This is a genomic window from Streptomyces alboflavus, assembly GCF_000716675.1.
Lineage (GTDB): Bacteria > Actinomycetota > Actinomycetes > Streptomycetales > Streptomycetaceae > Streptomyces > Streptomyces alboflavus.
Genome location: NZ_JNXT01000048.1, coordinates 18,898 through 42,661 on the forward strand (window position 1 = coordinate 18,898; position 23,764 = coordinate 42,661).

The 23,764-nt window shown below is 72.4% G+C and carries 21 protein-coding genes; 15 read left to right on the forward strand and 6 right to left on the reverse strand.

What is annotated here, in order from left to right; all coding sequences use genetic code 11:
• Nucleotides 1-48: 48 nt before the first annotated feature.
• Nucleotides 49-627 carry a Uma2 family endonuclease gene (locus OO63_RS29940; RefSeq protein WP_030359744.1) on the reverse strand — a complete coding sequence of 193 codons (579 nt, stop codon included), beginning with the start codon at nucleotides 625-627 and terminating at the stop codon, nucleotides 49-51.
• 155 nt (nucleotides 628-782) lie between these two features.
• On the opposite strand from OO63_RS29940, the gene OO63_RS29945 reads away from it, so the two are divergent.
• From OO63_RS29945 to OO63_RS29965, 5 genes are all read left to right on the forward strand, one after another.
• On the forward strand, nucleotides 783-2,411 hold the full coding sequence (locus OO63_RS29945; protein ID WP_030359745.1) for a peptide ABC transporter substrate-binding protein: 1,629 nt from the start codon (nucleotides 783-785) through the stop codon (nucleotides 2,409-2,411).
• Between the two features lie 67 nt (nucleotides 2,412-2,478).
• Complete coding sequence (locus tag OO63_RS29950) at nucleotides 2,479-3,402, forward strand: ABC transporter permease (RefSeq protein ID WP_030359746.1); 924 nt, start codon at nucleotides 2,479-2,481, stop codon at nucleotides 3,400-3,402.
• The gene (locus OO63_RS29955; protein ID WP_030359747.1) at nucleotides 3,395-4,381 is read left to right on the forward strand and encodes an ABC transporter permease; all 987 of its coding nucleotides are present in this window, start codon (nucleotides 3,395-3,397) and stop codon (nucleotides 4,379-4,381) included. The genes OO63_RS29950 and OO63_RS29955 overlap by 8 nt, the downstream gene beginning before the upstream one ends.
• Nucleotides 4,382-4,387: 6 nt before the next feature.
• Nucleotides 4,388-5,431 carry an ABC transporter ATP-binding protein gene (locus OO63_RS29960; RefSeq protein ID WP_051811330.1) on the forward strand — a complete coding sequence of 348 codons (1,044 nt, stop codon included), beginning with the start codon at nucleotides 4,388-4,390 and terminating at the stop codon, nucleotides 5,429-5,431.
• Between the two features lies 1 nt (nucleotide 5,432).
• Nucleotides 5,433-6,491 (forward strand): ABC transporter ATP-binding protein, encoded by a 1,059-nt coding sequence (locus tag OO63_RS29965; RefSeq protein ID WP_199819517.1) that lies wholly within the window; start codon nucleotides 5,433-5,435, stop codon nucleotides 6,489-6,491.
• A 642-nt stretch (nucleotides 6,492-7,133) separates the two neighbouring features.
• Here the strand turns inward: OO63_RS29965 and OO63_RS29970 are convergent.
• Nucleotides 7,134-9,305 carry a prolyl oligopeptidase family serine peptidase gene (locus OO63_RS29970; protein WP_033264613.1) on the reverse strand — a complete coding sequence of 724 codons (2,172 nt, stop codon included), beginning with the start codon at nucleotides 9,303-9,305 and terminating at the stop codon, nucleotides 7,134-7,136.
• Between the two features lie 211 nt (nucleotides 9,306-9,516).
• On the opposite strand from OO63_RS29970, the gene OO63_RS29975 reads away from it, so the two are divergent.
• The 8 genes from OO63_RS29975 (at nucleotide 9,517) to OO63_RS30010 (ending at nucleotide 17,934) form a co-directional block, all read left to right on the forward strand.
• The gene (locus OO63_RS29975; RefSeq protein WP_030359751.1) at nucleotides 9,517-9,711 is read left to right on the forward strand and encodes a hypothetical protein; all 195 of its coding nucleotides are present in this window, start codon (nucleotides 9,517-9,519) and stop codon (nucleotides 9,709-9,711) included.
• A 205-nt stretch (nucleotides 9,712-9,916) separates the two neighbouring features.
• Nucleotides 9,917-10,825 (forward strand): N-acetyl-1-D-myo-inositol-2-amino-2-deoxy-alpha-D-glucopyranoside deacetylase, encoded by a 909-nt coding sequence (mshB, locus tag OO63_RS29980; protein WP_030359752.1) that lies wholly within the window; start codon nucleotides 9,917-9,919, stop codon nucleotides 10,823-10,825.
• A gap of 227 nt (nucleotides 10,826-11,052) precedes the next feature.
• Complete coding sequence (locus tag OO63_RS29985; RefSeq protein WP_106983407.1) at nucleotides 11,053-11,406, forward strand: DUF6113 family protein; 354 nt, start codon at nucleotides 11,053-11,055, stop codon at nucleotides 11,404-11,406.
• A 140-nt stretch (nucleotides 11,407-11,546) separates the two neighbouring features.
• Nucleotides 11,547-13,832 (forward strand): hypothetical protein, encoded by a 2,286-nt coding sequence (locus OO63_RS29990; protein ID WP_030359754.1) that lies wholly within the window; start codon nucleotides 11,547-11,549, stop codon nucleotides 13,830-13,832.
• A gap of 199 nt (nucleotides 13,833-14,031) precedes the next feature.
• Nucleotides 14,032-15,006 carry an ABC transporter ATP-binding protein gene (locus OO63_RS29995; RefSeq protein WP_030359755.1) on the forward strand — a complete coding sequence of 325 codons (975 nt, stop codon included), beginning with the start codon at nucleotides 14,032-14,034 and terminating at the stop codon, nucleotides 15,004-15,006.
• Nucleotides 15,007-15,068: 62 nt separating this feature from the next.
• Entirely contained in the window at nucleotides 15,069-15,863 is a 795-nt protein-coding gene (locus OO63_RS30000; protein ID WP_051811335.1) for an ABC transporter permease, read from the forward strand.
• Nucleotides 15,864-15,892: 29 nt separating this feature from the next.
• Nucleotides 15,893-17,164 carry a sensor histidine kinase gene (locus tag OO63_RS30005; RefSeq protein ID WP_030359757.1) on the forward strand — a complete coding sequence of 424 codons (1,272 nt, stop codon included), beginning with the start codon at nucleotides 15,893-15,895 and terminating at the stop codon, nucleotides 17,162-17,164.
• An 80-nt stretch (nucleotides 17,165-17,244) separates the two neighbouring features.
• Nucleotides 17,245-17,934, forward strand: a complete 690-nt coding sequence (locus tag OO63_RS30010; protein WP_078619458.1) for a response regulator transcription factor — start codon at nucleotides 17,245-17,247, stop codon at nucleotides 17,932-17,934.
• An 82-nt stretch (nucleotides 17,935-18,016) separates the two neighbouring features.
• On the opposite strand, the gene OO63_RS30015 is transcribed toward OO63_RS30010, so the two are convergent.
• From OO63_RS30015 to OO63_RS30025, 3 genes are all read right to left on the reverse strand, one after another.
• On the reverse strand, nucleotides 18,017-18,865 hold the full coding sequence (locus OO63_RS30015; RefSeq protein ID WP_030359759.1) for a transglutaminase family protein: 849 nt from the start codon (nucleotides 18,863-18,865) through the stop codon (nucleotides 18,017-18,019).
• A 170-nt stretch (nucleotides 18,866-19,035) separates the two neighbouring features.
• Entirely contained in the window at nucleotides 19,036-19,890 is an 855-nt protein-coding gene (locus tag OO63_RS30020; RefSeq protein ID WP_030359760.1) for a transglutaminase-like domain-containing protein, read from the reverse strand.
• A 405-nt stretch (nucleotides 19,891-20,295) separates the two neighbouring features.
• Nucleotides 20,296-21,363 carry a GNAT family N-acetyltransferase gene (locus OO63_RS30025; RefSeq protein WP_030359761.1) on the reverse strand — a complete coding sequence of 356 codons (1,068 nt, stop codon included), beginning with the start codon at nucleotides 21,361-21,363 and terminating at the stop codon, nucleotides 20,296-20,298.
• 143 nt (nucleotides 21,364-21,506) lie between these two features.
• Between OO63_RS30025 and fdxA the strand changes: the two genes are divergently transcribed.
• Nucleotides 21,507-21,827 carry a ferredoxin gene (fdxA, locus tag OO63_RS30030; protein ID WP_030359762.1) on the forward strand — a complete coding sequence of 107 codons (321 nt, stop codon included), beginning with the start codon at nucleotides 21,507-21,509 and terminating at the stop codon, nucleotides 21,825-21,827.
• A 93-nt stretch (nucleotides 21,828-21,920) separates the two neighbouring features.
• A complete protein-coding gene (locus tag OO63_RS30035) occupies nucleotides 21,921-23,075 on the forward strand; it encodes a bifunctional succinyldiaminopimelate transaminase/glutamate-prephenate aminotransferase (RefSeq protein ID WP_051811332.1) in 1,155 nt (384 codons plus the stop codon).
• A 134-nt stretch (nucleotides 23,076-23,209) separates the two neighbouring features.
• On the opposite strand, the gene OO63_RS30040 is transcribed toward OO63_RS30035, so the two are convergent.
• Complete coding sequence (locus tag OO63_RS30040) at nucleotides 23,210-23,647, reverse strand: hypothetical protein (protein ID WP_030359764.1); 438 nt, start codon at nucleotides 23,645-23,647, stop codon at nucleotides 23,210-23,212.
• Nucleotides 23,648-23,764 lie beyond the last annotated feature (117 nt).

Below are 23,764 nucleotides of genomic sequence, written 5' to 3' on the forward strand. Positions count from 1 at the left end.
GTGCCCCGTCGGCAGGCCCGGCGGGGCACACGCATGTTCCGTCGCGGGTCAGCGCCGGTCCGGCTTTCCGTAGCGCCGGAACTCGGACGTGTCGACGGTCCAGGGGCCCAGGGATACCTGGTCGCCGAAGATGTACGGCTCCTTCTCCCCGTAGTGCGTCCCGCACGGCTCGGAGTGCACCTCGATGGTGCCCTTCCTGGGGTCGACGATCAGGTAGTGCTCGATGCCCATGGCGGGGTACTCGGAGAGTTTCTCGACGTAGTCGTTCTCCGGGTTCGAGGGGGAGACGATCTCGATGACGGCGAGGACCTGCGTGGCGTCCACGGCCAAGCCCTCTTCGTCGAGCACCACCTCCGGGATCACCACCGCGTCCGGGCGCCGCATGCGGCCGATGGAGGGGTGCTCGATCTCCGGTCCGTTGGCGCAGATGTAGCCGGGGTGGGTCGCGGGGAGCTGTTCGTCCAACTGCTTGCAGATACGGCGAACCGTGCCCTCGTGCCGCTTCGAAGGGCACATCATGGCCAGTATCGGACCGGAGGGGCCGATCTCGACGCTCCAGGAGCCTTCGAGCCGCTCTGCGTAGACCCCGAGCTCCTCGGCGATGGCGCGCATCTTGGCGTAGTCCATATGTCCAGCCTAGCGAGCCTGCCCGGCCCGAGATGTGGCATCCGGATGGCCTCCCCCTCATACGGCCGGGCTAAATGTGCGGTTCGTCCGCTCTGCCGTGATATTTGCGGTAACACGCGCATTGTCGGCGCGCAGAGCGATCGAGGAGGCACTCCATGCGTGGAGCCACGCACGCCAAGTGGGCCGCTGGTGCGGTGGCCGTCGCACTCGCGGCGACGGCCTGTGGGGGTGGGAGCAGCGGTGGTGGCGGCGACGGCTCCGGGGTGGTGGGGTCGTCCTGGGGGGATCCGCAGAACCCGCTGGAGCCCGCGAACACGAACGAGGTCCAGGGCGGGAAGGTCCTGGACATGGTCTTCCGGGGGCTGAAGCGGTACGACCCGAAGACCGGCGAGGCCAAGGACATGATCGCCGAGTCCATCGAGAGCGAGGACTCGCAGAACTTCACCGTCAAGCTCAAGGACGGGTGGAAGTTCAGCAATGGCGAGGACGTCACCGCGAAGTCGTTCGTCGACGCGTGGAACTACGGGGCGCACCTGAAGAACAACCAGAAGAACGCCTACTTCTTCGGGTACATCGAGGGCTACGACAAGGTGCACCCCGAGAAGGGCGATGCGACGGCCGACACCCTGTCCGGGCTGAAGGTCGTCGACCCCAAGACGTTCACCGTGAAGCTCACGCAGAAGTTCTCCACCTGGCCCGAGACCCTCGGCTACCCCTCCTTCGCGCCGCTGCCCAAGGCGTTCTTCGACGACCACGCGGCCTGGCTGTCCAAGCCCGTCGGCAACGGCCCGTACACCATCAAGTCGTACCAGAAGGGCTCCAAGATGGAGCTCAGGAAGTGGGACGGCTACAAGGGGGACGACAAGGCGGAGAACGGGGGCGTGGACCTCAAGGTCTACACGGACAACAACACCGCCTACACGGATCTGATGGCGGGGAATCTGGATCTCGTCGATGACGTTCCGGCCTCGCAGTTGAAGAACGTGAAGAGCGACCTGGGGGATCGGTACATCAACACCCCCGCGGGGATCATCCAGACGCTCGCCTTCCCCTTCTACGACAAGAAGTGGGACAAGGCGGGCGCGGAGAAGGTCCGCCAGGGGCTCTCCCGGGCGATCAACCGGGAGCAGATCACCGACACGATCTTCCAGAAGACCCGCACCCCCGCCAAGGACTGGACCTCGCCGGTGCTCGGCGAGGACGGCGGCTACAGCGACAGCGTGTGCGGTGAGTGGTGCGAGTACGACGCCGACGAGGCCAAGAAGCTCGTTGAGGAGGGCGGTGGCATTCCCGGCGGCACCCTCAAGATCTCGTACAACGCGGACACCGGCTCCCACAAGGAGTGGGTGGACGCCGTCTGCAACTCCATCAACCGGGCCCTCGGCAACGACAAGGCCTGCGTCGGCAACCCCATCGGCACCTTCGCCGACTTCCGCAGCCAGGCGTCCCAGCAGAAGCTCGACGGGGCCTGGCGCGCGGGCTGGCAGATGGACTACCCGCTGATCCAGAACTTCCTGGAGCCGAACTACTACACGGACGCCTCGTCCAACGACGGCAAGTACTCCGACAAGGACTTCGACAAGCTCATCAACGAGGCCAACGGGGAGACGGACGCGGCCAAGGCCGTCACCAAGTTCCAGGACGCCGAGAAGATCCTCGCCAAGGACATGCCCGCCATCCCGCTCTGGTACCAGAACGGCAGCGCCGGCTACTCGGACCGGGTCTCCGACGTCGCGCTGAACCAGTTCAGCGTGCCGGTGTACGAGGAGATCAAGGTCAACTGACGTCGGTGGAGCGGCCGTTCGGCGCCCCCGCCGGGCGGCCGCTCCCACTACTCCTGGAGCGAGCCCCATGGGTCGTTATGTGATCCGGCGTCTGCTGCAGATGATCCCGGTCTTCTTCGGCGCCACCCTGCTGATCTTCCTGATGGTCAACGTGATGGGCGACCCCATCGCGGGCCTCTGCGGCGACCGCAAGTGCGACCCCGCGACGGCCGCCCAGCTGAAGAAGGAGTTCGGCCTCGACAAGCCCGTGTGGCAGCAATACGCGACGTACATGGGCAACGTCTTCACCGGCGACTTCGGCACCGCCTTCAACGGTCAGAAGGTCACCGAGCTGATGTCCTCGGCGTTCCCCGTGACCCTCAGGCTCACCCTCGTCGCCATCGTCTTCGAGATCGTCATCGGCATCTCGCTCGGCGTCCTCACCGGCCTGCGGCGCGGCAAGCCCGTCGACACGGTCGTGCTGCTCCTGACGCTCGTGGTCATCTCCATCCCCACGTTCGTGACCGGCCTGCTGCTTCAACTGCTGCTCGGCGTCGAGTGGGGCGTCATCAAACCGTCCGTGTCGACCGAGGCGACCGTCGACGAACTGATCGTGCCGGGACTCGTGCTCGCGTCCGTCTCCCTGGCGTACGTCACCCGCCTCACCCGGACCTCCATCGCCGAGAACCGCCGCGCCGACTACGTCCGCACGGCCGTGGCGAAGGGCCTGCCGCGCCGCCGCGTCATCACCAGGCACCTGCTGCGCAACTCACTGATCCCGGTGGTCACCTTCATCGGCACGGACGTGGGCGCCCTCATGGGCGGCGCCATCGTCACCGAGCGGATCTTCAACATCCACGGCGTCGGCTTCCAGCTCTACCAGGGGATCCTGCGGCAGAGCACCCAGACCGTCGTCGGGTTCGTGACGGTGCTCGTCCTCGTGTTCCTCCTCGCGAACCTGATCGTCGACCTGTTGTACGCCGTACTCGACCCGAGGATCCGCTATGCCTGAACCCCATGAGCCCGCCGAGGGCGCCATTGCCGGGACCGGCGCGGGCGGCGCGATGGACCTCGCGGCGAGTGAGGCGACGACGCTGGCCCCGGGCGGTCCCGAAGGCGGCCCCGGCGGCACCGGCGCCGCCGCCCCCGCCCGCAGCCTGTGGTCCGACGCCTGGCACGACCTGCGCCGCAACCCGGTCTTCGTCATCTCGGGCCTGATCATCCTCTTCCTGGTCTTCATCTCGCTGTGGCCCTCCGCGATCGCCTCCGGCGACCCCCTGGACTGCGACCTCGCCAACGCCCAGAAGGGCTCCTCGCCCGGCCACCCCTTCGGCTTCAACGGCCAGGGCTGCGACGTCTACACACGCACCGTGTACGGCGCCCGCTCGTCCGTCACCGTCGGCGTCTGCGCCACCCTCGGCGTCGCGGTCCTCGGCAGCGTGCTCGGTGGGCTCGCCGGGTTCTTCGGCGGCGTGTGGGACGCGATCCTCTCCCGCATCACCGACATCTTCTTCGCGATCCCCGTCGTCCTCGGCGGCCTGGTGCTGCTCTCCGTCGTCACCAGCAACACCGTCTGGCCCGTGATCGGCTTCATGGTCCTGCTCGGCTGGCCGCAGATCTCCCGCATCGCCCGCGGCTCCGTCATCACCGCCAAACAGAACGACTACGTCCAGGCCGCCCGCGCCCTCGGCGCCTCCAACTCGCGGATGCTGCTGAGGCACATCACGCCCAACGCCGTCGCTCCGGTCATCGTCGTCGCGACCATCGCCCTCGGCACCTACATCGCCCTGGAGGCCACCCTGTCCTACCTCGGCGTCGGCCTGAAGCCCCCCACGGTGAGCTGGGGCATCGACATCTCCGCCGCGTCCCAGTACATCCGCAACGCCCCGCACATGCTGCTCTGGCCCGCGGGCGCCCTCGCGGTCACCGTGCTCGCGTTCATCATGCTCGGCGACGCGGTGCGCGACGCCCTCGACCCGAAGCTGAGGTAGGCGCCCATGGCGACCACGGCATCCCACACGGCAACCGGCACCGCAACCGACCCGGCAGCCAAGCTGCTCGAAGTCCGCGACCTGCACGTGGAGTTCAGGACCCGCGACGGCGTCGCCAAGGCCGTGAACGGCGTCGACTACGCCGTGGACGCGGGCGAGACCCTCGCCGTGCTCGGCGAGTCAGGATCCGGCAAGTCCGTCACCGCGCAGGCCGTCATGGGCATCCTCGACATCCCGCCGGGCCGCATCACCTCCGGCGAGATCCTCTTCCAGGGCAAGGACCTGCTGAAGCTCAAGGAGGACGAGCGGCGCAAGATCCGCGGCGCGGGCATGGCCATGATCTTCCAGGACGCCCTCAGCTCCCTGAACCCCGTGCTGAGCGTCGGCGACCAGCTCGGCGAGATGTTCGTCGTGCACCGCGGGATGTCCCGCAAGGACGCCCGCGCCAAGGCCGTCGAGCTGATGGACCGGGTCCGCATCCCGGCCGCCAAGGAACGCGTCACCCAGTACCCGCACCAGTTCAGCGGCGGCATGCGCCAGCGCATCATGATCGCCATGGCGATGGCGCTCGAACCCTCCCTGATCATCGCCGACGAGCCCACCACCGCCCTCGACGTCACCGTCCAGGCCCAGGTCATGGAACTCCTCGCCGAGCTCCAGCGCGAGCTGCACATGGGCCTCATCCTGATCACCCACGACCTCGGCGTGGTCGCCGACGTCGCCGACACCATCGCCGTCATGTACGCGGGCCGCATCGTCGAGAAGGCCCCCGTGCACGAGATCTACAAGGCCCCCGCGCACCCGTACACCAAGGGCCTGCTCGAATCCATCCCGCGCCTGGACCAGAAGGGCCAGGACCTCTTCGCCATCAAGGGCCTGCCTCCCAACCTCATGAACATCCCGCCAGGATGCGCCTTCAACCCGCGCTGCCCGATGGCCCAGGACGTGTGCCGCACCGACGTCCCGCCGCTCGCGCGGGTCACGTACGAGGGACTCACCGCGGAGCGGCGCAGCGCCTGCCACTTCTGGAAGGAGACCCTCCGTGGCTGACATGGCCAAGACGGCGGGCGTGGCCGAGAAGCCGGTCACGACCGAGCCGCTCCTCCGGGTGCGCGGGCTCGTCAAGCACTACCCGCTCACGCAGGGCATCCTCATCAAACGGCAGATCGGCGCCGTCAAGGCCGTCGACGGCGTCGACTTCGAACTCGGCGCCGGGGAGACCCTCGGCATCGTCGGGGAGTCCGGCTGCGGGAAGTCCACCGTCGCCAAGATGCTCGTCAACCTGGAGCGGCCCACCGCCGGGGAGATCCAGTACAAGGGCGAGGACATCACCAAGCTGTCGGGGCGTGCGCTGAAGGCGGTCCGCCGGAACATCCAGATGGTGTTCCAGGACCCCTACACCTCCCTCAACCCGCGCATGACCGTCGGCGACATCATCGGGGAGCCGTACGAGATCCACCCGGAGGTTGCGCCGAAGGGCTCGCGTCGGCAGAAGGTCCAGGAACTCCTCGACGTCGTGGGCCTCAACCCCGAGTACATCAACCGCTATCCGCACCAGTTCTCCGGCGGTCAGCGCCAGCGCATCGGCATCGCGCGGGGGCTGGCGCTGCGGCCCGAGATCATCGTCGCCGACGAGCCCGTCTCCGCGCTCGACGTGTCCGTCCAGGCGCAGGTCGTCAACCTCCTGGACCGGCTCCGACGTGAATTCCACCTCTCGTACGTGTTCATCGCCCACGACCTGTCCATCGTGCGGCACATCTCCGACCGGGTCGGGGTCATGTACCTCGGGCGGATCGTCGAGACCGGGACCGACGCCGAGATCTACGAACATCCGACGCACCCCTACACGCAGGCGCTGCTGTCCGCCGTGCCCGTGCCCGATCCGGACGCCCGGGAGCATCGTGAGCGGATCATTCTGAGCGGGGACGTGCCGTCGCCCGCGAATCCCCCTTCCGGGTGTCGGTTCCGGACGCGGTGCTGGAAGGCGCAGGAGCGGTGTGCGTTGGAGGTGCCCGCTCTTGCCGTTCCGGCGGAGTTCCGGGGGGTCGGGGGGCCTGCGGAGCATGATTCGGCTTGCCACTTCGCGGAGGAGAAGCACGTGGTGCCGTGAGCGGCGGCTCGGAGGGCGGCCCCGTGCGGGTGGGTCCGCCTCTCTCCCACCCGCCCGCCCGAACTCGCCCTGGGCCTGCCCGAACCCCCGGCACCTCCAGCCTCGCCCGGGCGCACCCCCGTATCGCGCTGCGCGCTCGTCCTCAAACTCCCCCAAGCTCTTAAGGAGCAGGGGGTACCCCCATGACGGGCTTTCTCCCACCCGCCCGCCCGGACTTGTCCCGGGCCTGCCCGAAAGCCCGGAACCCTCAGCCTCGCCCGGGCGCACCCCCGAATCGCGCTCCGCGCTCGTCCTCAAACGCCGGACGGGCTGAAAACAACTTCGCCGGGGCGGGCTGAAGGGCGTCGGGCAGGCTGTGCGTCCCACCCGGGCCGAAGCGATAGCCGGGGCGGGTGGGTGGGAGAGAGCCCGTCCGGCGATTGAGGACGAGGCGCGGAGCGCCGATTCGGCGGAGGACTGTCCCACGGGAAGGGGTGGGGCTGGGGCAAGGAAACATCAGGGCAACCCCGTTGACCCGTGGGGGAGACACGGGGCGGGCAGGGTGGGGAGTACGGCCGTGCGGGTGCCGTTGGACCGGTCGGGGTGCGCCATGTCACCCCGACCGGTCACCCCGGCGGCCAGCCGTCCGTGGACGGGGAGCGGTCAGGTCAGGGACAGCGCGCGCTTCAGGAAGTCGACCTGGAGCAGCAGGAGGTTTTCGGCCACCTGTTCCTGGGGGGTCATATGGGTGACCCCGGAGAGGGGCAGGACCTCGTGCGGCCGCCCGGCGGCGAGCAGCGCCGAGGACAGCCGCAAGGCGTGCGCGACGACCACGTTGTCGTCGGCGAGCCCGTGGATGATCTGCATCGGACGGTGCGGCTCACCGGGGTCGACGAGGCCGTCGTCGGAGACGAGGGAGCTGTTGCGGTAGGCCTCGGGCGAGGTCCGCGGATCGTCGAGGTACCGCTCCTGGTAGTGGGTGTCGTACAGGCGGAGGTCGGTGACGGGCGCCCCGACGACGGCGGCGTGGAAGACGTCGGGGCGGCGCAGGACGGCCATGGCGGACAGGTAGCCGCCGAAGGACCAGCCGCGCATGGCGACCCGGCCGAGGTCGAGCGGGAAGCGCTCGGCGAGCGCGTGCAGCGCCTCGACCTGGTCGTCGAGGGTCCGGGTGAGATCGCCCTTGACGGACTTCTCCCAGGCGGGCGACCGCCCCGGCGTCCCGCGCCCGTCGGCGACGACGACGGCGAAGCCCTGGTCGGCGAACCACTGCGAGGTCAGGTAGACGTTGTGGGCCTTCATCACACGCTGCCCGTGCGGACCGCCGTACGGATCCATGAGTACGGGAAGCGGCCCGTCCGCCGGTTCGTACCCGGTGGGGAGCAGCACGGCGCACGGAATCCGCCGCGCGCCCCCTTCGATAAGCGTCACGCGCGGGGTGAGCCCCGGGCGCTGGGCGTGCGAGGCGACGGTCGCCACCTGCTTGCCGTCGCGCAGCACGGACACCCGTGAGCCGGGACGGTCAAGAGTGGCCGAAACCAGCACGGTGACCTCGCCCGCGCGGACTGCCGAGTGCACCCCGGGCTCCTGCGAGACCCGCTCCACGCCGAGCTCGTTGACGCGGTAGACATGCACCTCGCCGATCTCCGGATCGGCGGCGCCGGAACCCGCGGACGCCGAGATCAGCGCGGAGTCCTCGGTCACGTCGAGCACGGCGCGGACATGCAGCTGAGGGCTCGTCAGCGGCCGCTCGCCCCACGCGAGCACCCGCGCGCCACCCTCGTCGGCGATGCGCACGAGCCGCCCGCTGGGCGACCACGAGGGCGAACCGGGGAAGAGTTCAAGCCAGTCCGCGTCCTCGTCGGCGTGCACCATCCGCGTCGAGCCGTTGTCGGGGTCCACCGCGAGATACAGCGCGCTGCGCTGGTCCCGGGCCTGCACCAGGAGCAGCGGCGCCCCGTCCGCCGACCAGTGCACCCGCGCCAGATAGGGGTAGCGGGCCCGGTCCCACGCGACCTCCGTGCGCACCCCGTCCAGGCCGACCACGAACAGCCGCACGTCGGCGTTGTCGGTGCCCGCCGCCGGATAGGCGACCGACGCCGGCTCCCGGTCCGGGTGCGCCGGGTCGGCGATCCACCAGCGCCGCACGGGCGCGTCGTCGACCCGCGCCACCAGGAGCCGGTCGGACTCCGGCGACCACCAGAAGCCGCGGTGGCGGTCCATCTCCTCGGCCGCGATGAACTCCGCGAGCCCGTACGTCACCGTGTCCGCCTCGACCGCGTCCGGCGCCGCGAGCGCCCGGTCGCCCTCGCCGTCGGCGCCCGTGACGCGCAGGGCGCCCCCGGACACGTACGCGATGTGACGGCCGTCCGGCGAGGGCCGCGGGTCGATCACCGGGGCGGGGACGGACAGTTCGCGAGCCGTGCCCGCGCGCAGCTCCGCGACGAAGAGGCGGCCCGACAGGGCGAAGGCGGCGAGCTCCACGGCCGCGTCGGTGGCGTACCCGACGATGCCGGAGCCGCCCTCGCGGCTGCGCTCGCGCCGCGCCCGCTCCGCCGCCGAAAGGCGCTCCGCGGAGCCGTCGAGCAGCGCCCGCGGATCGGCGGCGACCCGCTCGGCACCGCCGTCGGCCAGGTCGAGGACCCAGAGCGCGCCCGTCCGGTCCGTGCCGGAGGCGGAGCGTACGAAGACGACGCGGGAGCCGTCGGGGGCCACGGTGAAGGCGCGCGGCGCGCCCAGGGAGAAGCGCTGCGTGCGGGCATGTTGGCGCGGGAACGAAAGCCGCTGCGCGGCACCGTCCTTGGGCCCGTCGGTTTCCGGGGTCTCGATGGTCATTCCCCGAGCCTATGGCTCATGCGCCCCTTGTGCTGCGGTGCTCCGACTCATGTGGCTCGACACATAGTTATGATCCGTAGCGCTTGGTGGGTATGACCTTGCTGGCACGGCGAGTTGGGTCCTGTCGGCCGGACGCAGGGGGCGGTCCCGAGGCGGCTCGGGGCAGTCGGTCGGAACGTTGTCGCGTGATGGGAATGGGAGGTGAACCGCCGTGGCACTCTCGGTATCGGTGGTGCTGCTGCTGGCGATCATCGTGGTCATGCTGGTGCGGAAACAGGGGCTCAAGACGATCCACGCGATCGTCTGCGCGCTGCTCGGCTTCTATCTGGCCAGCTCGTCGCTCGCACCGACCATCGATGAGCTGTCGACGAACCTGGCGGGGGTCATCGAGGACATCAAGTTCTGACGGCATCCGCTGTACGGGCCGCCGCGGCCGGGCTCGACCTGGCGAGGGGAGCGGGGGGACAGGGGCCCGGTGATCAAGGGGCAGAGGGTGACAAAGGGGGATGGACCGGGGCGGGCGGGCGTGGGGACGGGGGAGCGGGAGGCGAGCGGGCGCGAGGGGCTCACGGGCCCGCGGCGGGCGCGCTCCGGGCTCGTAGGCTGTTCCCATGACGGAACAGCCCGCCCGGCGCCTGCTGCTCGTGCACGCGCACCCCGACGACGAGTCGATCAACAATGGCGCGACCATGGCCAAGTACGCGGCCGAGGGCGCCCGAGTCACGGTGGTGACGTGCACGCTCGGCGAGGAGGGCGAGGTCATCCCGCCCGACCTCGCCCATCTGGCCGCCGACCGCGAGGACACGCTCGGCGCCCACCGCATCGGTGAGGTCGCCGCCGCGATGAAGGAGGTCGGCGTCACCGACCACCGCTTCCTCGGCGGCGCGGGACGCTACCGCGACTCCGGGATGATGGGCACCGAGCAGAACCACCGCCCCGGCGCCTTCTGGTCCGCCGACGTCGACGAGGCGGCGGCCGACCTCGTCGAGGTGATCCGCGAACTGCGCCCGCAGGTGCTCGTCACGTACGACCCGGACGGCGGCTACGGCCACCCCGACCACATCCAGGCCCACCGCGTCGCCATGCGCGCCGTCGAGCTCGCGGCCGAGCCCGCCTTCCGCGCCGACCTCGGCGACGCGTACACCGTCGCCAAGGTCTACTGGAACCGCGCGCCCCGCACCACCGTCGAGGACCGCTTCCGGCGGCTTCCGGACGAGCTGCCCGCCTCCCCCTTCACCGCCCTCGCCACGGTGGCCGACGTGCCCGGCGTGACCGACGACGAGCGCGTCACGACGGAGATCGACGGACGGGCCTTCGGGGCGGCCAAGGCGGCGGCGATGCGCGCCCACGCGACCCAGGTCGAGGTCCACGAGCGGCTGTTCGCCCTGTCCAACGGCCTGGCGCAGCCGATCTTCGACGTGGAGTACTACGAACTGGTGAGAGGCGAGGCGGGCACGGTGGACGGCGGACGCGAGACGGATCTCTTCGCGGGGCTCGGCGTGGCGGAGGGAGCGAAGTGAGCGCGCGTTCGAGGGCTTCGTCCTCTTCATCTTCGTCTTCGTCTTCGTCTTCGTCGTCCTCGGCCAAGGCGGCCCGTGCCGGAGCCGTCGGCAAGGGGAGCGGAAGCGGCAAGAGCGGCGCCGCCAAGGCCGCCGCCACCCCCGCCCGCACGGCCGCCGGTTCCGGCCGCGCCGGTGCGTCCGCGGCGCCCGGAGGCTTCCTCGCGCAGCCGCTGAACGCCGTGCGCCTGGTGGCGTACGCCGGGCTCTTCCTGCTCGGCACGGTCGTCGGGGTGGCGGGCGCGCTCGCCCAACAGGGCTGGTTCCCCGGTGGGTTGCTGCTCGCGCTCGCCGGTTCCGCGGGTGCCTTCTACGGCGGCTCGCGCGCCACCGGCACCCGGGGCGGGGCGATCGCGCCCGCCGCAGGCTGGCTCGTCGCCGTCATGCTGCTCACCGCGACCCGGCCGGAGGGCGACTTCGTGTTCGGCGCCGGCCTCGGCTCGTACGTCTTCCTGTTGGGCGGTATGGGGGTGGCTGTGATGTGTGCCACCCTCGGGCAGTCACCGCAACCGGGCGCGTCCGACGCCCGACTTGGCAAGTGACGTACCACTTGAGCCCGTGTCCCGCACGGGTTTGACGCCGGTCACGGGATGACCGTGGGCGGCGGCCAGTATGGTGGTGCGCGCCGCCGAGCCGCCCGAGTGGTCGAAACGGGCGGTGGAGCCAACCAGGAGAACCTGCCTTGAGTCGTGAAACTGACAGTTCGTCCTCCGGTCCCCAGGGACGCACGGGGGCCGCGTACCCGTCGGGCACGCCGCCGTACGGCTCGCCCGCACAGGGCGCCGCGCCCGAGGGCGGTCCGGACGGCGTCGGCCGGGGTGCCGGCGACGAGCGGAACGACGAACCCAAGACCGAGACCACGCTGACCACCCGCATCCGGATCAACATCCCCGGTTCGCGGCCGATCCCCCCGGTCGTCATGCGCACGCCCGTCGGTGACGCCGACGGCGACAGAGGCGCGGACGACCGGCGCGCGGACGGCGCCGGGGGCGCGGGGTCGGGCACGAGCGCCCTCAGCGGCGCGGGCGCGACGGGTCTGTCGGGTCCCTCCTCGACCGGAGCATCCTCCGCTTCCGCCTCCCCGGCCGCCGGTGCCGCCCCTTCCGGGGGTCCGGCCGCGCCCCAGGGCGCCGCGGGCGGCGAGGACGGCGACGAGAAGGCCAGCGACTGGTTCGCGCCGCGCAAGTCCGCCCCGAAGGGTGCACCGGGTCCCGCGGCGTCCTCCGGCTCGCCGTCCTCCGGCTCTTCCGGCGCTTCCGGCGCTTCCGGTTCCGGTTCGGGCGGTCCGGGTGCGGGGTCCGGCACCGGTGCGTACGACGTGTCCGGCGCCGTCGCGAACGGGCCGCTGGGCTCGGGCGGGCCGCGCGGCGGTGAGTCGCAGCGCGGGGACCTGCCGTACTTCTCCGGCGGCGAGGGCGAGTACGGAGCCTCCGGCCAGAGCCCCGTCGGGCCGACCGGGGGACCGGTCACCGGCGACGGCCCGATGCTGCCGCCCGGCCCCGGGCCCGACCTCGGCGGCTATCCGAACGGCACCGACCTCTACGGCAGCGCGGGCTACGGCTCGGGCTCGGACGCCTTCCCCGACGGCGGCCCGCTGGGCGACGGCCCGGGCGGCCCGGGCGGACCTGGCGGACCCGGCGGCCAGGGTGCCCCGGGCGGCCCCGGAGGACCTGGTGCTCCCGGCGCCCCCGGCAACCCCGTCGCCCCCAACGGCCCCGGCGCCCCCGTCACCCCCCGCCTCAGCGACGACACCGCCATCCTCACGCCGCAGAAGCCCGCCTCCGGCCAGCGTCCGCCCGTCCCCGGCGGGCCCGGTGCGGGCGTGCCCGGCGGCCCCGGCGGCAACGTCTCCGGCGACACGCTGAACAGCGGCATCCCCGTCGTCCCGCCCGCGCAGAACTCGCCGTTCGCGCCTGGCGCGCACCTCGACGAGCCGGGTCCGCACACGCCGCCGAAGCTGCCCGAGCCGGTGCAGCCGAACGTGCCGGCGGCGCCCGCGGCCAAGAAGAAGAAAAAGGGCCGCAGCAAGCTGGTCCTGCTCGGCGGAGTGGTCGTCGTCCTCGGCTGCGGCGCTTATGGCGCCGGGCTCCTGATGAACCACGCCGACGTACCGAAGGGCACCACCGTCCTCGGTGTCGACGTCGGCGGCGGCACCCGCGACGAGGCCGTGAAGAAGCTCGACGCGGCGCTCGGCGAGCGCGTCAACAAGCCCCTGAAGCTGACGGTGGGCGGCGACCAGGTCACCCTCAAGCCGGACCAGGCGGGCCTCACCCTCGACAGCCAGGCCACCGTGCGCGCCGCCGCGGGCAGCGACTACAACCCGGTGTCGGTGATCGGCGGCCTCTTCGGCGGCGAGCGCGTCGTCGAGCCCGAGATGCCCGTCGACGAGGAGAAGCTGGCGGCCGCCCTGGAGCGCGCCGCGGGCGGCTCGGGCTCGGCCAAGGAGGGCACGGTCAAGTTCGTGCCCGGCAAGGCCGTCGCCGTCTACGGCAAGGCGGGCAAGGGCATCGACGCGGCCAAGGCGTCCGAGGCCGTCGCCGCCGCGTACAAGAAGCAGGTCGAGACGGGCAGCGCGGGCACGGTCGCGGTGCCGGTCACCAACCGCAAGCCGACGGTCTCGGACGCCGAGGTCGACGCGTTCATGACGCGGTTCGCGAAGCCCGCCATGTCCGCCAACGTCACCATCAGCGTCAAGGGGACCAGCGCGTCGATCCCCCTCGGCCCGGCCAAGTCGCTGCCGCAGATCCTCGGCGCGAAGCCCGCGAGCAGCGGCAGGCTCACGGAGACGTACGACCTCAAGGCGCTCAAGCAGCTCTACGGCAACACGTTCGACGGCATCATGATCCAGCGCGCCAACGGCAAGAAGACGCCGGTCCAGCCGACGGACGTCGCCGTGGCCATGGGCAAGGCGCTCCGGGGCAAGACGCCCGCGGAGCGGATCGGCGTGATCGAGACGAATCCGAGCTAGCCGAAGCCGGAGCGAAACGAAACGGGCAGCGAAACGAAACGGGCGGGGTGCCGGAAGGCACCCCGCCCCTTCGCGTTCCTCCGGCCGACCGGCCGGACGGCCCGCCGCTCCGTCACCCGTACGACATGACACCTGTCATCCCGGTCCGGTCACACACGACACTGCCGGGACACCGCTGTGACCAGCAACGATGGTGCACATGACGACGACAGAGACAACGGCGGGCACGGCCCGGGGCACGGCCGCGGAGGCAGCCGGCAGCGCCGTGAGCTTCGACCGGGTGACCAAGGCGTACGGCGACGTGGTGGCGGTGGACGGGCTCAGCCTCGACCTGTATCCGGGCGAGACCGTGGCGCTGCTCGGGCCGAACGGCGCGGGCAAGTCGTCCACGCTCGACCTGCTCCTCGGCCTGCGGCGCCCGGACAGCGGCACGGTGAGCGTGTTCGGGACCGGCCCGCGCGAGGCGATCACCGCGGGGCGGGTCGGCGCGATGCTGCAGTCCGGCGGCCTCATGGACGAGGTCACCGTGGGCGAGCTGGTCCGGCTCGCCTGCGACCTGCACCCGCGCCCGTACCGCGTCCAGGACGTCCTCGCCGCCGCCGGGATCGCCCAGATCGCCGACCGCAGGGTCAACAAGCTCTCCGGCGGCCAGGAGCAGCGCGTCCGGTTCGCCCTCGCCACCGCCGGGGCCAACGACCTGATCGTCCTCGACGAGCCGACGACCGGCATGGACGTCACGGCACGCCAGGCCTTCTGGGCGACCATGCGCGAGCAGGCCGACCAGGGCCGTGCCGTCCTGTTCGCCACGCACTACCTGGAGGAGGCCGACGCGATCGCCGACCGCGTCCTGGTCCTGCACCGCGGCCGGCTCCTCGCCGACGGCACGGCCGCCGAGATCAAGGCACGGGCGGGCGCCCGCAAGGTCAGCTTCGACCTGGACGAGCTGCGCGCGGACGGGGCGGCGGCCGTCGAACAGCGGCTGCGGGAGCTGCCGTTCCTGTCGGCGCTCGACCTCTCCGGCCACACCGTCCGGCTCCAGTCGACCGATGCCGACGCCACCGTGTACGCGCTGTACGGCCTCGGTGTCCACCCGCGGAACCTGGAGGTCGCGGGCCTCGGCCTGGAGCAGGCCTTCGTCGCGATCACGGCGGCGGAGGAGGCGAGGTCGGCGTGAGCGGGACGAGCGGAGCGATCGACGAGGCGGCCCGCACCCGCGGCCTTCAGAAGGAGAACCACATGACCACGCACACCACACCGAACGCTCCTACTTCGGGCAGCCCGCGCTTCACCTCCGGCGCCCTGGTCACCCTCGAGGTCCGGCGCGCCCTGCGGAACAAGAAGTTCCTGTTCTTCTCCGTGATCTACCCGGCGCTCCTGTTCGTGATCATCGCGGGCGGCGCCGACAGCACCACCGAGGTCGCCGGGACCGGCCTCGCCCTGCCCGCGTTCATGATGGTGTCGATGGCGTCGTTCGGCGCGCTCACCGCCGTCCTGATGGGCAACAGCGAGCGCATCGCCAAGGAGCGGCAGAGCGGCTGGGTGCGCCAGCTCAGGCTGACCAGCCTGCCGGGGCGCGGCTACGTCCTCGCGAAGACGGCGAGCGCGGCCGTGGTCAGCCTGCCGTCGATCGTGGTGGTGTTCGTGACCGCCGCCGCCGTCAAGGACGTACGCCTGGACGCCTGGCAGTGGCTGGCCCTGACCGGCGCGATCTGGGCGGGCAGCCTCTGCTTCGCCGCGCTCGGCGTGGCCGTCGGCTACAGCGCCACGGGTGACGCGGTGCGGCCCATCACGATGATCCTGTACTTCGCCCTGTCCCTGCTCGGCGGCCTGTGGATGCCGACCACCACGTTCCCGCACTGGCTCCAGACGCTCGCCGACTGGACGCCGACCCACGCGTACGCGGCCCTCGGCAGGGCCATCGAGCTGGGCGGCGCGCCGCACGCCGGGGACGTCGTGCTGCTCCTCGCGTACTTCCTGCTGTTCGCGGGCGGCGCGGCCTGGCTGTACCGGAAGGACACACTGAAGGCGTGAACGAACCACACGACCCCGACCGGCACCCCATGCACTCGTTCGGGCAGCCCGTCCTCGACCGCCGCCAGGCCCGCGTGAAGCTGGCCTGGATCGGCATCTGGCTGGTCTTCCTCGCCGGGCCCGTGAACGACCTGATCGACGGCGGCCACGGCGGCACCGCCACCGTCCTCGGCTCGCTGGGCCTGACGGCGTTCGTCGGCTGCTACCTGACGCTGGTCTTCCGGTACACCACGAGGATCCGGGAGTGGGGCGTGGTGTACGTGACGCTCGCGGGCCTCACCGTCCTCGCGGTGGTCCTCGCCGTCACCATGGGGACGGCCTGGCTCGGTCTGTTCGTGTACGTGGCGGTGGCGGCGGGCGCGGTGCTTCCGATGCGGCGGGCGGTGTGGGCCATCCCGGGAGTCACGCTCCTGATGGTGGCGATCGGCACGGGGGAGACCGACGCGGCCGACCTGTTCCCCGGCCTCGGCGTGACCACGCTCCTCGTCGGGTTCGCGATGACGGGCGTGCGGCAGCTGATCCGCACCACCGTCGAACTGCGCCAGGCGCGCGCCACGGTCGCCCAACTGGCCGCCAACGAGGAGCGGTTGCGCCTCTCCAGGGACCTGCACGACCTGCTCGGCCACTCCCTGTCCCTGATCACCCTGAAGAGCGAGCTGGCCGGGCGGATGCTGCCCGACCACCCCGACAAGGCCGCCCAGCAGGTCGCGGACATCGAGCAGGTCAGCCGTCAGGCCCTGGTGGACGTGCGCGAGGCCGTCACCGGCTATCGGCGGCTCACCCTCGCCGGGCAGCTCGCCGGGGCCCGCACGGCCCTCACCGCCGCGGGCATCGACGCCGACGTCCCCCTGGAGACACCCCGCGGCGACACCGCGCCGGACGAGGAGCGGGAGGCCGCGCTCGCCTGGGCGCTGCGCGAGGCGGTCACCAACGTCGTACGGCACAGCGGCGCCCGGCGCTGCGCGGTCACGCTGACCCGTCGGCAGACCCTCGCCGGGCCCTTCCTCGAACTCGCGGTCGAGGACGACGGGGTGGGCCCGGGGGAGGACGGCGTGGGCCTCCCGCCCGGCAGCGGGCCCGGCAGGCAGGGCAATGGCCTGACGGGGCTCACGGAGCGCCTTGAGGCGGTCGGCGGGGTCCTTGACGTGTCGTCCGGGGGCGGGGCAGGGGCGGGGCGGGTGTTCGGCGGTCGGCGGTGGCACGGCGGTGACCGGCCGGGGTTCCGGCTCGCGGCGCGCGTACCGCTGGTCGCGGGCCCCCAGGAGGGCGCCGCACCCACCGCCCTAGGATCGTCCGCATGAGCGGTACGGACGGGCCTGTGGAGGCCACGGGGGCAGCGGGCGGGACCGGGGCGGACGGCGGCACGGGGCCCGCCCGCGGGATGGCGTCGGCGCCCGGCACGGGGCCCGTCCACGGGACGGCGTCGGCGCCCGGCACGGGGCCCGCCCCCGACACCCCCGCCCGCCCCATCCGCGTGCTCCTCGCCGAGGACCAGTCGATGGTCCGTGAGGCGCTCGCCGCGCTGCTCGGCCTGGAGCCGGACATCGAGGTCGTCGCACAGGCGGCCCGCGGCGACGAGGTCCTCGACGCCGCCCGGGCGGGGGACGTGGACGTGGCGCTCCTGGACATCGAGATGCCGGGCCGCACCGGCATCGAGGCGGCCGCGGAGCTGCGCGAGGCCCTGCCGGAGCTGAAGGTCGTCGTGCTCACCACCTTCGGGCGGCCCGGCTATCTGCGCAGCGCCATGGAGTCCGGGGCCGTCGCCTTCCTGGTCAAGGACGCGCCCGCGTCCCAACTCGCCGACGCCGTGCGCCGGGTCCTCGCGGGGGAGCGCGTCATCGACCCCACACTGGCCGCCGCCGCCCTGGCCGAGGGCGCCAATCCGCTGACGGCCCGCGAGCGCGAGATCCTGCGCGCCGCGGCCGACGGCGCCACGAACGCCGAGCTGGCCGCCGCCCTGCACCTCTCCCAGGGCACCGTCCGCAACTACCTGTCGACGGCCATCCAGAAGCTGGCGGCCCGCAACCGCGCGGAGGCGGTCGGCATCGCCCGCGAGAAGGGCTGGCTCTGAGCGGCGGGTCGAGCTGCGCGGTCGAGCCGCCTGGTCGAGCTGCCCGGTCGAGCCGCCGGACCGAGCCGCCCCGCCGGACCGGTCAGTTGAGCCGTGCCCGCGCCGCGCTCGCCTGCCTGCGCACCCGGTCCGCCGCCTCCTCGTCGTCGGCGGCGAGGGCCTCGGCGTACGCGTCGAGTTCCGCGGCGCCGGTGCGGAAGTCGCCGAGCCGGACGAGGAGCTGAGCCCGGTCGTAGTGCAGCCGGTTCTCGTGCGCGGGCAGGAGCAGGGCGAGTTCGACGGCCCACAGGGCGACGTCGGCGCGCTCGGGGCGGGTGGCGGCCCAGGCGCGGATGTTGTTGAGGACGCGCCGCACGATGTCCAGGGCACCGGCGGGCCGCAGCATCGCGGGGTCGAGCGGCGCCCCGGTGGCCCCGGCGACCATCAGCTGCGCGTCCAGGGGGCTCAGGACCCGTCCGCCGTCGAAGGGATTGGCCAGTACGCATCTCTCGTACGCGTCGTGCGGGCCGAAGCCGACGACGAAGTGGCCGGGCAGGGCGACGCCATGGACGGGCGCCCCGGCGCGCCGGGCGACCTCGATCCAGACGACGGAGAGCAGGATCGGCAGGCCGCGCCCGCGCCGCAGGACCTGGTGGAGCAGGGACGACTCCAGGCGCTGGTAGTCGCCGGGGCGCCCGCCGAACCCGCACCGCACGCCGAGGAGTTCGGCGACGGCGGCCGCCCACGCGCGCGGGCAGCAGGGACCGGCGGGCAGCAGGGCCGCGAGCCGGTCCAGACGCCGCCGTGCCGCCGCCATGCCCCGCGCGTCGAGGGCGGGGTCCGCCTCCGTGCCGATCAGCAGGCACAGCCGCGCGAGGTCGGGCCGCTCGGCCCTGGCCTCGGCCGCGAAGGCCCGGCGCCACGGTGTGGTCCGTGCGGGTCGGGGGTGCATACGTCCGTGGTGCCCGTCCGGACCGATCGCTACCGGTCGATGCCCGGGCCAAGCACTTCGCCTACGGAGACCGCCTACGGTCATCGCATACGAACACCGCGCGCCCCCGGCCCTTCCAGCCCGGCTCCGCGCCCGCCCCGCCCTCCAGAGCGGCGCCGCCCCCCCACCCCTCAGTTCAGCTTCGCCCGCGCCGCCCGCGCCTCCAGGCGCACCCGCTCCGCCGTCGTCGGCTCGATCGACGCCACCACCTCGGCGTACTCGTCCAGACCCCGCGCGCCCGCCAGGAAGTCGCCGCGCTCGACCAGCAGATGGGCGCGTTCGTAGCGCAGCCGGGCCGGGTGCGAGGGCAGCAGCAGGGACAGCTCAAGGGCCCACAGCGCCACGTGGGAGCGCTCGGAGCGGGCCGCGGCCCAGGCGCGGATGTTGTTGAGGATGCGCAGCATGATGTTCAGGGGGTCGGCCGCCGACAGGAGCGAGGGGTTCAGCCTGCCGCCCGACGCCTGCGCCACCAGTTGCTCGGCGTCCTCGGTGGACAGCAGCCGGCCGCCGTTGAACGGGTCGGCGAGCACCTGCTCCGGCTTGCCGTAGGCGTCGGGGGAGCCGAAGCCGACGACGAAATGGCCGGGCAGCGCCACGCCGTACACCGGCGCCCCGGCGCGCCGGGCGACCTCGATCCAGACGACGGAGAGCAGGATCGGCAGGCCCCGCCTGCGCCTGAGGACCTGGTGGAGCAGGGACGACTCCAGGCGCTGGTAGTCCGGCGGGCTGCCGTGGAACCCGTGCTGCCCGCCGAGGAGTTCGGCGGCCGCCGCCGCCCATTCGCGTGGCCCGCCGGGACGAAAGGGCAGCTGTCCGGCGAGCTTGTCCAGCTCGATCTGCGCCGCGTCGATGCCCGCCTCGTCCAGCTCCGGGTCCGCCTCCCCGCTGAGCAGCAGGCACAACAGGGACAGGTCCGGCCGCTCGGACCTGGCCTCGTCGGCGAACCTGCGCCGCCATTCACTGGACTTCGCGGGCTGTGCGCGCATCCGTGCCTCTGTCGTTTCTGTCTGGCACCGGTGGGATTCTCCGGTCGGGTTCATCCGTGGTGCGGTTGCCGGTGGTGCGGTCGCCGGGGCGCCGAGGTCGGGCGGTGCCCCTGGGGCCTGTGGTGGAGCGGTCGTGCGGTGTCCCCCGTCGCGTTGCCGGTGAGGCAAATTCCCGGGGGACCTTAGCCGTAAGCGTCGGGCCCCCCGGTGACTGGCCATATCGCACCGCTCATGCCCGCGCCCGCTGTCCGCACTCTCCGTCGTCCGGACCGACCGCGTCTTGGTCGTTTCCGTCACTCAGGACAGCTCACGCGCGCACCGCCCGTCACGACCCGGGCGGCCTCCCCGGCCCTTCACCTCCCGTCACCCTTCCGGGTCACCCCCTCGACGGTTCCCCGCGGTGGCTCACTGTCCTACGCCACCACCCGGACCGTCTCGTTCCGGTTCCCGGTAGTGGTGATAGTGGTGGTGGGTCGCGAAGCCCATCTGGTCGTAGAGGGCCCGCGCGCCGCCGTTGTCCTGCTCCACCTGGAGCCACGCGGCCGACGCGCCCTCCGTGAGCGCCCGGCGCGCGAGGGCCGCCATCACGGCCGTCGCCAGGCCCGCGCGCCGCCGCGCCGGATCCACCTCGACCGCCATGAACCCGGCCCACCGCCCGTCGACCACGCACCGCCCGATCGCCGCGGGCGGCCCCTCGCCGCCGGGCACGGTCGCGAACCACACCGAAGGGCCGCTGCCGAGCACGTGCAGGACCTGCGGCCCGACCTCCCCGGACCGCTGGTAGCGGCCGAGCCAGTCCGCGCCCACGGACCGCGAGAGCGCCACGTGCCCGGTCTCCACGTCGAGGTCCCCGACCGGCGCGAGCGCGCCCACCCGCAGCTCGGCGCTCACCTCCCGCTCCCAGCCCCGCTCGACGAGCTCGGCGCACAGCCGCTCCTGCGTGCCCGCGCCCCCGGTCGCGGTCTGCACGTACGCGGGCAGCCCCCGGTCGGCGTACCAGCGCCGCACGAAGCCGAGCGCCTCGTCGAGCGGGCGCCCCGGATCCCCCAGCGGCAGCACGGAGTTGGCGCGCCGCGTGAACCCCGCCCGGCGCCCGGTGGAATCTCCAGAGGACGGCTCCTGCACCGCGGCCCGCAGCTCCCAGTCGCCGAGCCGCTCGCTCTCCACCGGCTGCCAGGCCCGCGCCGCGACCCGCGCCAGCTCCTCGTACGTGGCCGCGGGGCCGCGTCGGCGGGCGGGCGTGGCGGGCACGGTCTTGCCCGCGACCAGCGTTTCCTGGGCGATCCGGACGATTTCCCCGTCCCTGCGTGTGATCACCAGCACACCGTCAGTCCACGATGTGAGAACGCCCACCGTGTCGGTGAACTCCTGTGACGGCGCCCCACCTTCGACCAGGCGTCGGACAGAGACACGTTTGCCCACGTCAGATGGGGTGATTCGGACCTCGAGTCGTCCGCCGGCGGTGAATTCCACAGCTCTGTACGCCCCTCCTGTTCGGATCATGCCCGGGAACGGAGATACTAGGTGCGGGCATCGACGACGCCGCGCTCCCGCGCGCCAGGCGAGCGGAGCCTGAGGACGGCCCGCCAACGCCCGTATCGAGGAGGAACGACAGCGTGACCTACGTCATCGCGCAGCCTTGTGTCGACGTCAAGGACAAGGCGTGCATCGAGGAGTGCCCGGTCGACTGCATTTACGAGGGCAAGCGGTCCTTGTACATCCACCCGGACGAATGCGTCGACTGTGGAGCCTGCGAACCGGTCTGCCCGGTCGAGGCGATCTTCTACGAAGACGACACTCCTGAAGAGTGGCAGGACTACTACAAGGCGAACGTCGAGTTCTTCGACGACCTCGGCTCGCCCGGTGGTGCCAGCAAGCTCGGCCTGATCGAGCGCGACCACGCCTTCATCGCCGCGCTGCCGCCGCAGAACCAGTAAGCGGCCGCACGAGCGCCGCCCCGGTCCCGTACGGCTCTTTCCGCTGTACGGGACCGGGGCGTTTGTCGAACTACACACCCCTGGAGCCCGTCCGTGTCTGGACCCACCGACCGCCCGTCCGGCACCCGTGGAGCGTCGCCGCGCGACCGCCTCCCCGACTTCCCCTGGGACAAGCTCGAGCCCTACAAGGCGACGGCGGCCGCCCACACGGACGGCATCGTCGACCTGTCCGTGGGCACCCCGGTCGACCCCGTGCCCGAGCTGATCCAGAAGGCGCTGATCGACGCCGCCGACTCACCGGGCTACCCCACGGTGTGGGGCACCGCGGAGCTGCGCGACGCCCTCACCGGCTGGTGCGAGCGCCGCCTCGGCGCGCGCGGCGTCACGCACCGGAACGTGCTCCCGATCGTCGGCTCCAAGGAGCTCGTGGCCTGGCTCCCGACCCAGCTCGGCCTCGGCCCCGGCTCCAAGGTCGCCTACCCGCGGCTCGCCTACCCGACGTACGAGGTGGGTGCCCGTCTGGCCCGCGCGGAGTACGTCACGTACGACACGGAGGCGCTCGCGGCGGACCCCGAGACGGCGGGCCTCGACCCGACGGACCTGAAGCTGCTCTGGCTCAACTCGCCCTCGAACCCGACCGGCCGTGTCCTGTCAAAGGACGAACTGACGCGCGTCGTGGCGTGGGCGCGCGGCCACGGAGTGCTTGTGGCGAGCGACGAGTGCTACCTGGAACTGGGCTGGGAGGCGGAGCCGACGTCGGTCCTGCACCCGGACGTGTGCGGCGGCTCCTTCGAGGGCCTCGTCGCGGTGCACTCGCTGTCCAAGCGCTCGAACCTCGCCGGGTACCGGGCGGCGTTCCTGGCCGGTGACGCCGACGTGCTCGGCGATCTGCTGCAGATCCGCAAGCACGGCGGGATGATGACGTCCGCCCCGACGCAGGCGGCCGTGGTGGCCGCCCTGGGCGACGACGCGCACGTCCACGAGCAGCGCGAGCGGTACGCCGCCCGCCGCACGGCCCTGCGCGACGCCCTCCTCGGCCACGGCTTCCGCATCGAGCACAGCGAGGCGAGCCTGTACCTGTGGGCCACCCGCGACGAGTCGTGCTGGGACACGGTCGCCCACCTCGCCTCCCTGGGCATCCTGGTGGCGCCCGGCGACTTCTACGGCGAGGCCGGGCGGAACTTCGTCCGGGTCGCCATGACGGCGACGGACGAGCGGGTGGCGGCGGCGGTGTCGCGCCTGCGGTGAGGCGGGACCCGGCGCTGCCGGGGCGCGCACGACGCGAAGAAGGGGTGCGGGAGGCGGTGGGCCTCCCGCACCCCTTCGGCGTACGCGGGCGGGGAGTGCGTACGCGGGTGGATCGGTCGTGTGTCCGCGGCGGGTCAGCCGAGCGGCAGGCCCTTGAGCGGGAGCTGGTCGGTCGGGGCGCCCTTGCCGAGCGCGTCGGTGGGCAGGCCGCCCTGGGTGGCCGTGCCCGCGGTGTCGCCGACGACGTCACCGGCGGATCCGGCGAGGTCACCGCCGACCTGCTGGGCGGCGGGCGCGGCGGTCCGCACGCTCTTGCCGAGGGCGTTGCCCGCGGCGGGTGCGGCGTTCTTCACGGCCTTGCTTCCCGCCTGCCCCGCCAGGTCGGTCACGTTCCGGGCCGCGTCGTCGACGGCGTCGCCCACGTTCGCGCCGTCCAGGGTGGTGACCCCGCTGAGCGCGGGGGCGGCCGGGAGCTCGGCGGCGCTGGCGGAGCCGGCCGCACCGACCACGGGTGCCGCTGCCGCAACGAGCAGCGCGGCACGGGCGATCCGACGGGTCAGGGGGAGGGACATGATGCTCCTTCAGAACGGAGAGAACGTGTGAGGTGCCCGGCCGATCCGTACTGCGGGGCGCGGTGCGGACTGCGGCGCTCGGACGCAGTGACTACCGCTCGAAGGCCTTGAAGGTTG

Excerpts from the sequence above, each read along its gene's own strand:
- OO63_RS29940 (WP_030359744.1), bottom strand. The coding sequence starts at position 627 with ATGGACTACGCCAAGATGCGCGCCATCGCCGAGGAGCTCGGGGTCTAC.
- OO63_RS29945 (WP_030359745.1), top strand. The coding sequence starts at position 783 with ATGCGTGGAGCCACGCACGCCAAGTGGGCCGCTGGTGCGGTGGCCGTC.
- OO63_RS29950 (WP_030359746.1), top strand. The coding sequence starts at position 2,479 with ATGGGTCGTTATGTGATCCGGCGTCTGCTGCAGATGATCCCGGTCTTC.
- OO63_RS29955 (WP_030359747.1), top strand. The coding sequence starts at position 3,395 with ATGCCTGAACCCCATGAGCCCGCCGAGGGCGCCATTGCCGGGACCGGC.
- OO63_RS29960 (WP_051811330.1), top strand. The coding sequence starts at position 4,388 with ATGGCGACCACGGCATCCCACACGGCAACCGGCACCGCAACCGACCCG.
- OO63_RS29965 (WP_199819517.1), top strand. The coding sequence starts at position 5,433 with ATGGCCAAGACGGCGGGCGTGGCCGAGAAGCCGGTCACGACCGAGCCG.
- OO63_RS29970 (WP_033264613.1), bottom strand. The coding sequence starts at position 9,305 with ATGACCATCGAGACCCCGGAAACCGACGGGCCCAAGGACGGTGCCGCG.
- mshB (WP_030359752.1), top strand. The coding sequence starts at position 9,917 with ATGACGGAACAGCCCGCCCGGCGCCTGCTGCTCGTGCACGCGCACCCC.
- OO63_RS29995 (WP_030359755.1), top strand. The coding sequence starts at position 14,032 with ATGACGACGACAGAGACAACGGCGGGCACGGCCCGGGGCACGGCCGCG.
- OO63_RS30000 (WP_051811335.1), top strand. The coding sequence starts at position 15,069 with ATGACCACGCACACCACACCGAACGCTCCTACTTCGGGCAGCCCGCGC.
- OO63_RS30005 (WP_030359757.1), top strand. The coding sequence starts at position 15,893 with ATGCACTCGTTCGGGCAGCCCGTCCTCGACCGCCGCCAGGCCCGCGTG.
- OO63_RS30010 (WP_078619458.1), top strand. The coding sequence starts at position 17,245 with ATGGCGTCGGCGCCCGGCACGGGGCCCGTCCACGGGACGGCGTCGGCG.
- OO63_RS30015 (WP_030359759.1), bottom strand. The coding sequence starts at position 18,865 with ATGCACCCCCGACCCGCACGGACCACACCGTGGCGCCGGGCCTTCGCG.
- OO63_RS30020 (WP_030359760.1), bottom strand. The coding sequence starts at position 19,890 with ATGCGCGCACAGCCCGCGAAGTCCAGTGAATGGCGGCGCAGGTTCGCC.
- OO63_RS30040 (WP_030359764.1), bottom strand. The coding sequence starts at position 23,647 with ATGTCCCTCCCCCTGACCCGTCGGATCGCCCGTGCCGCGCTGCTCGTT.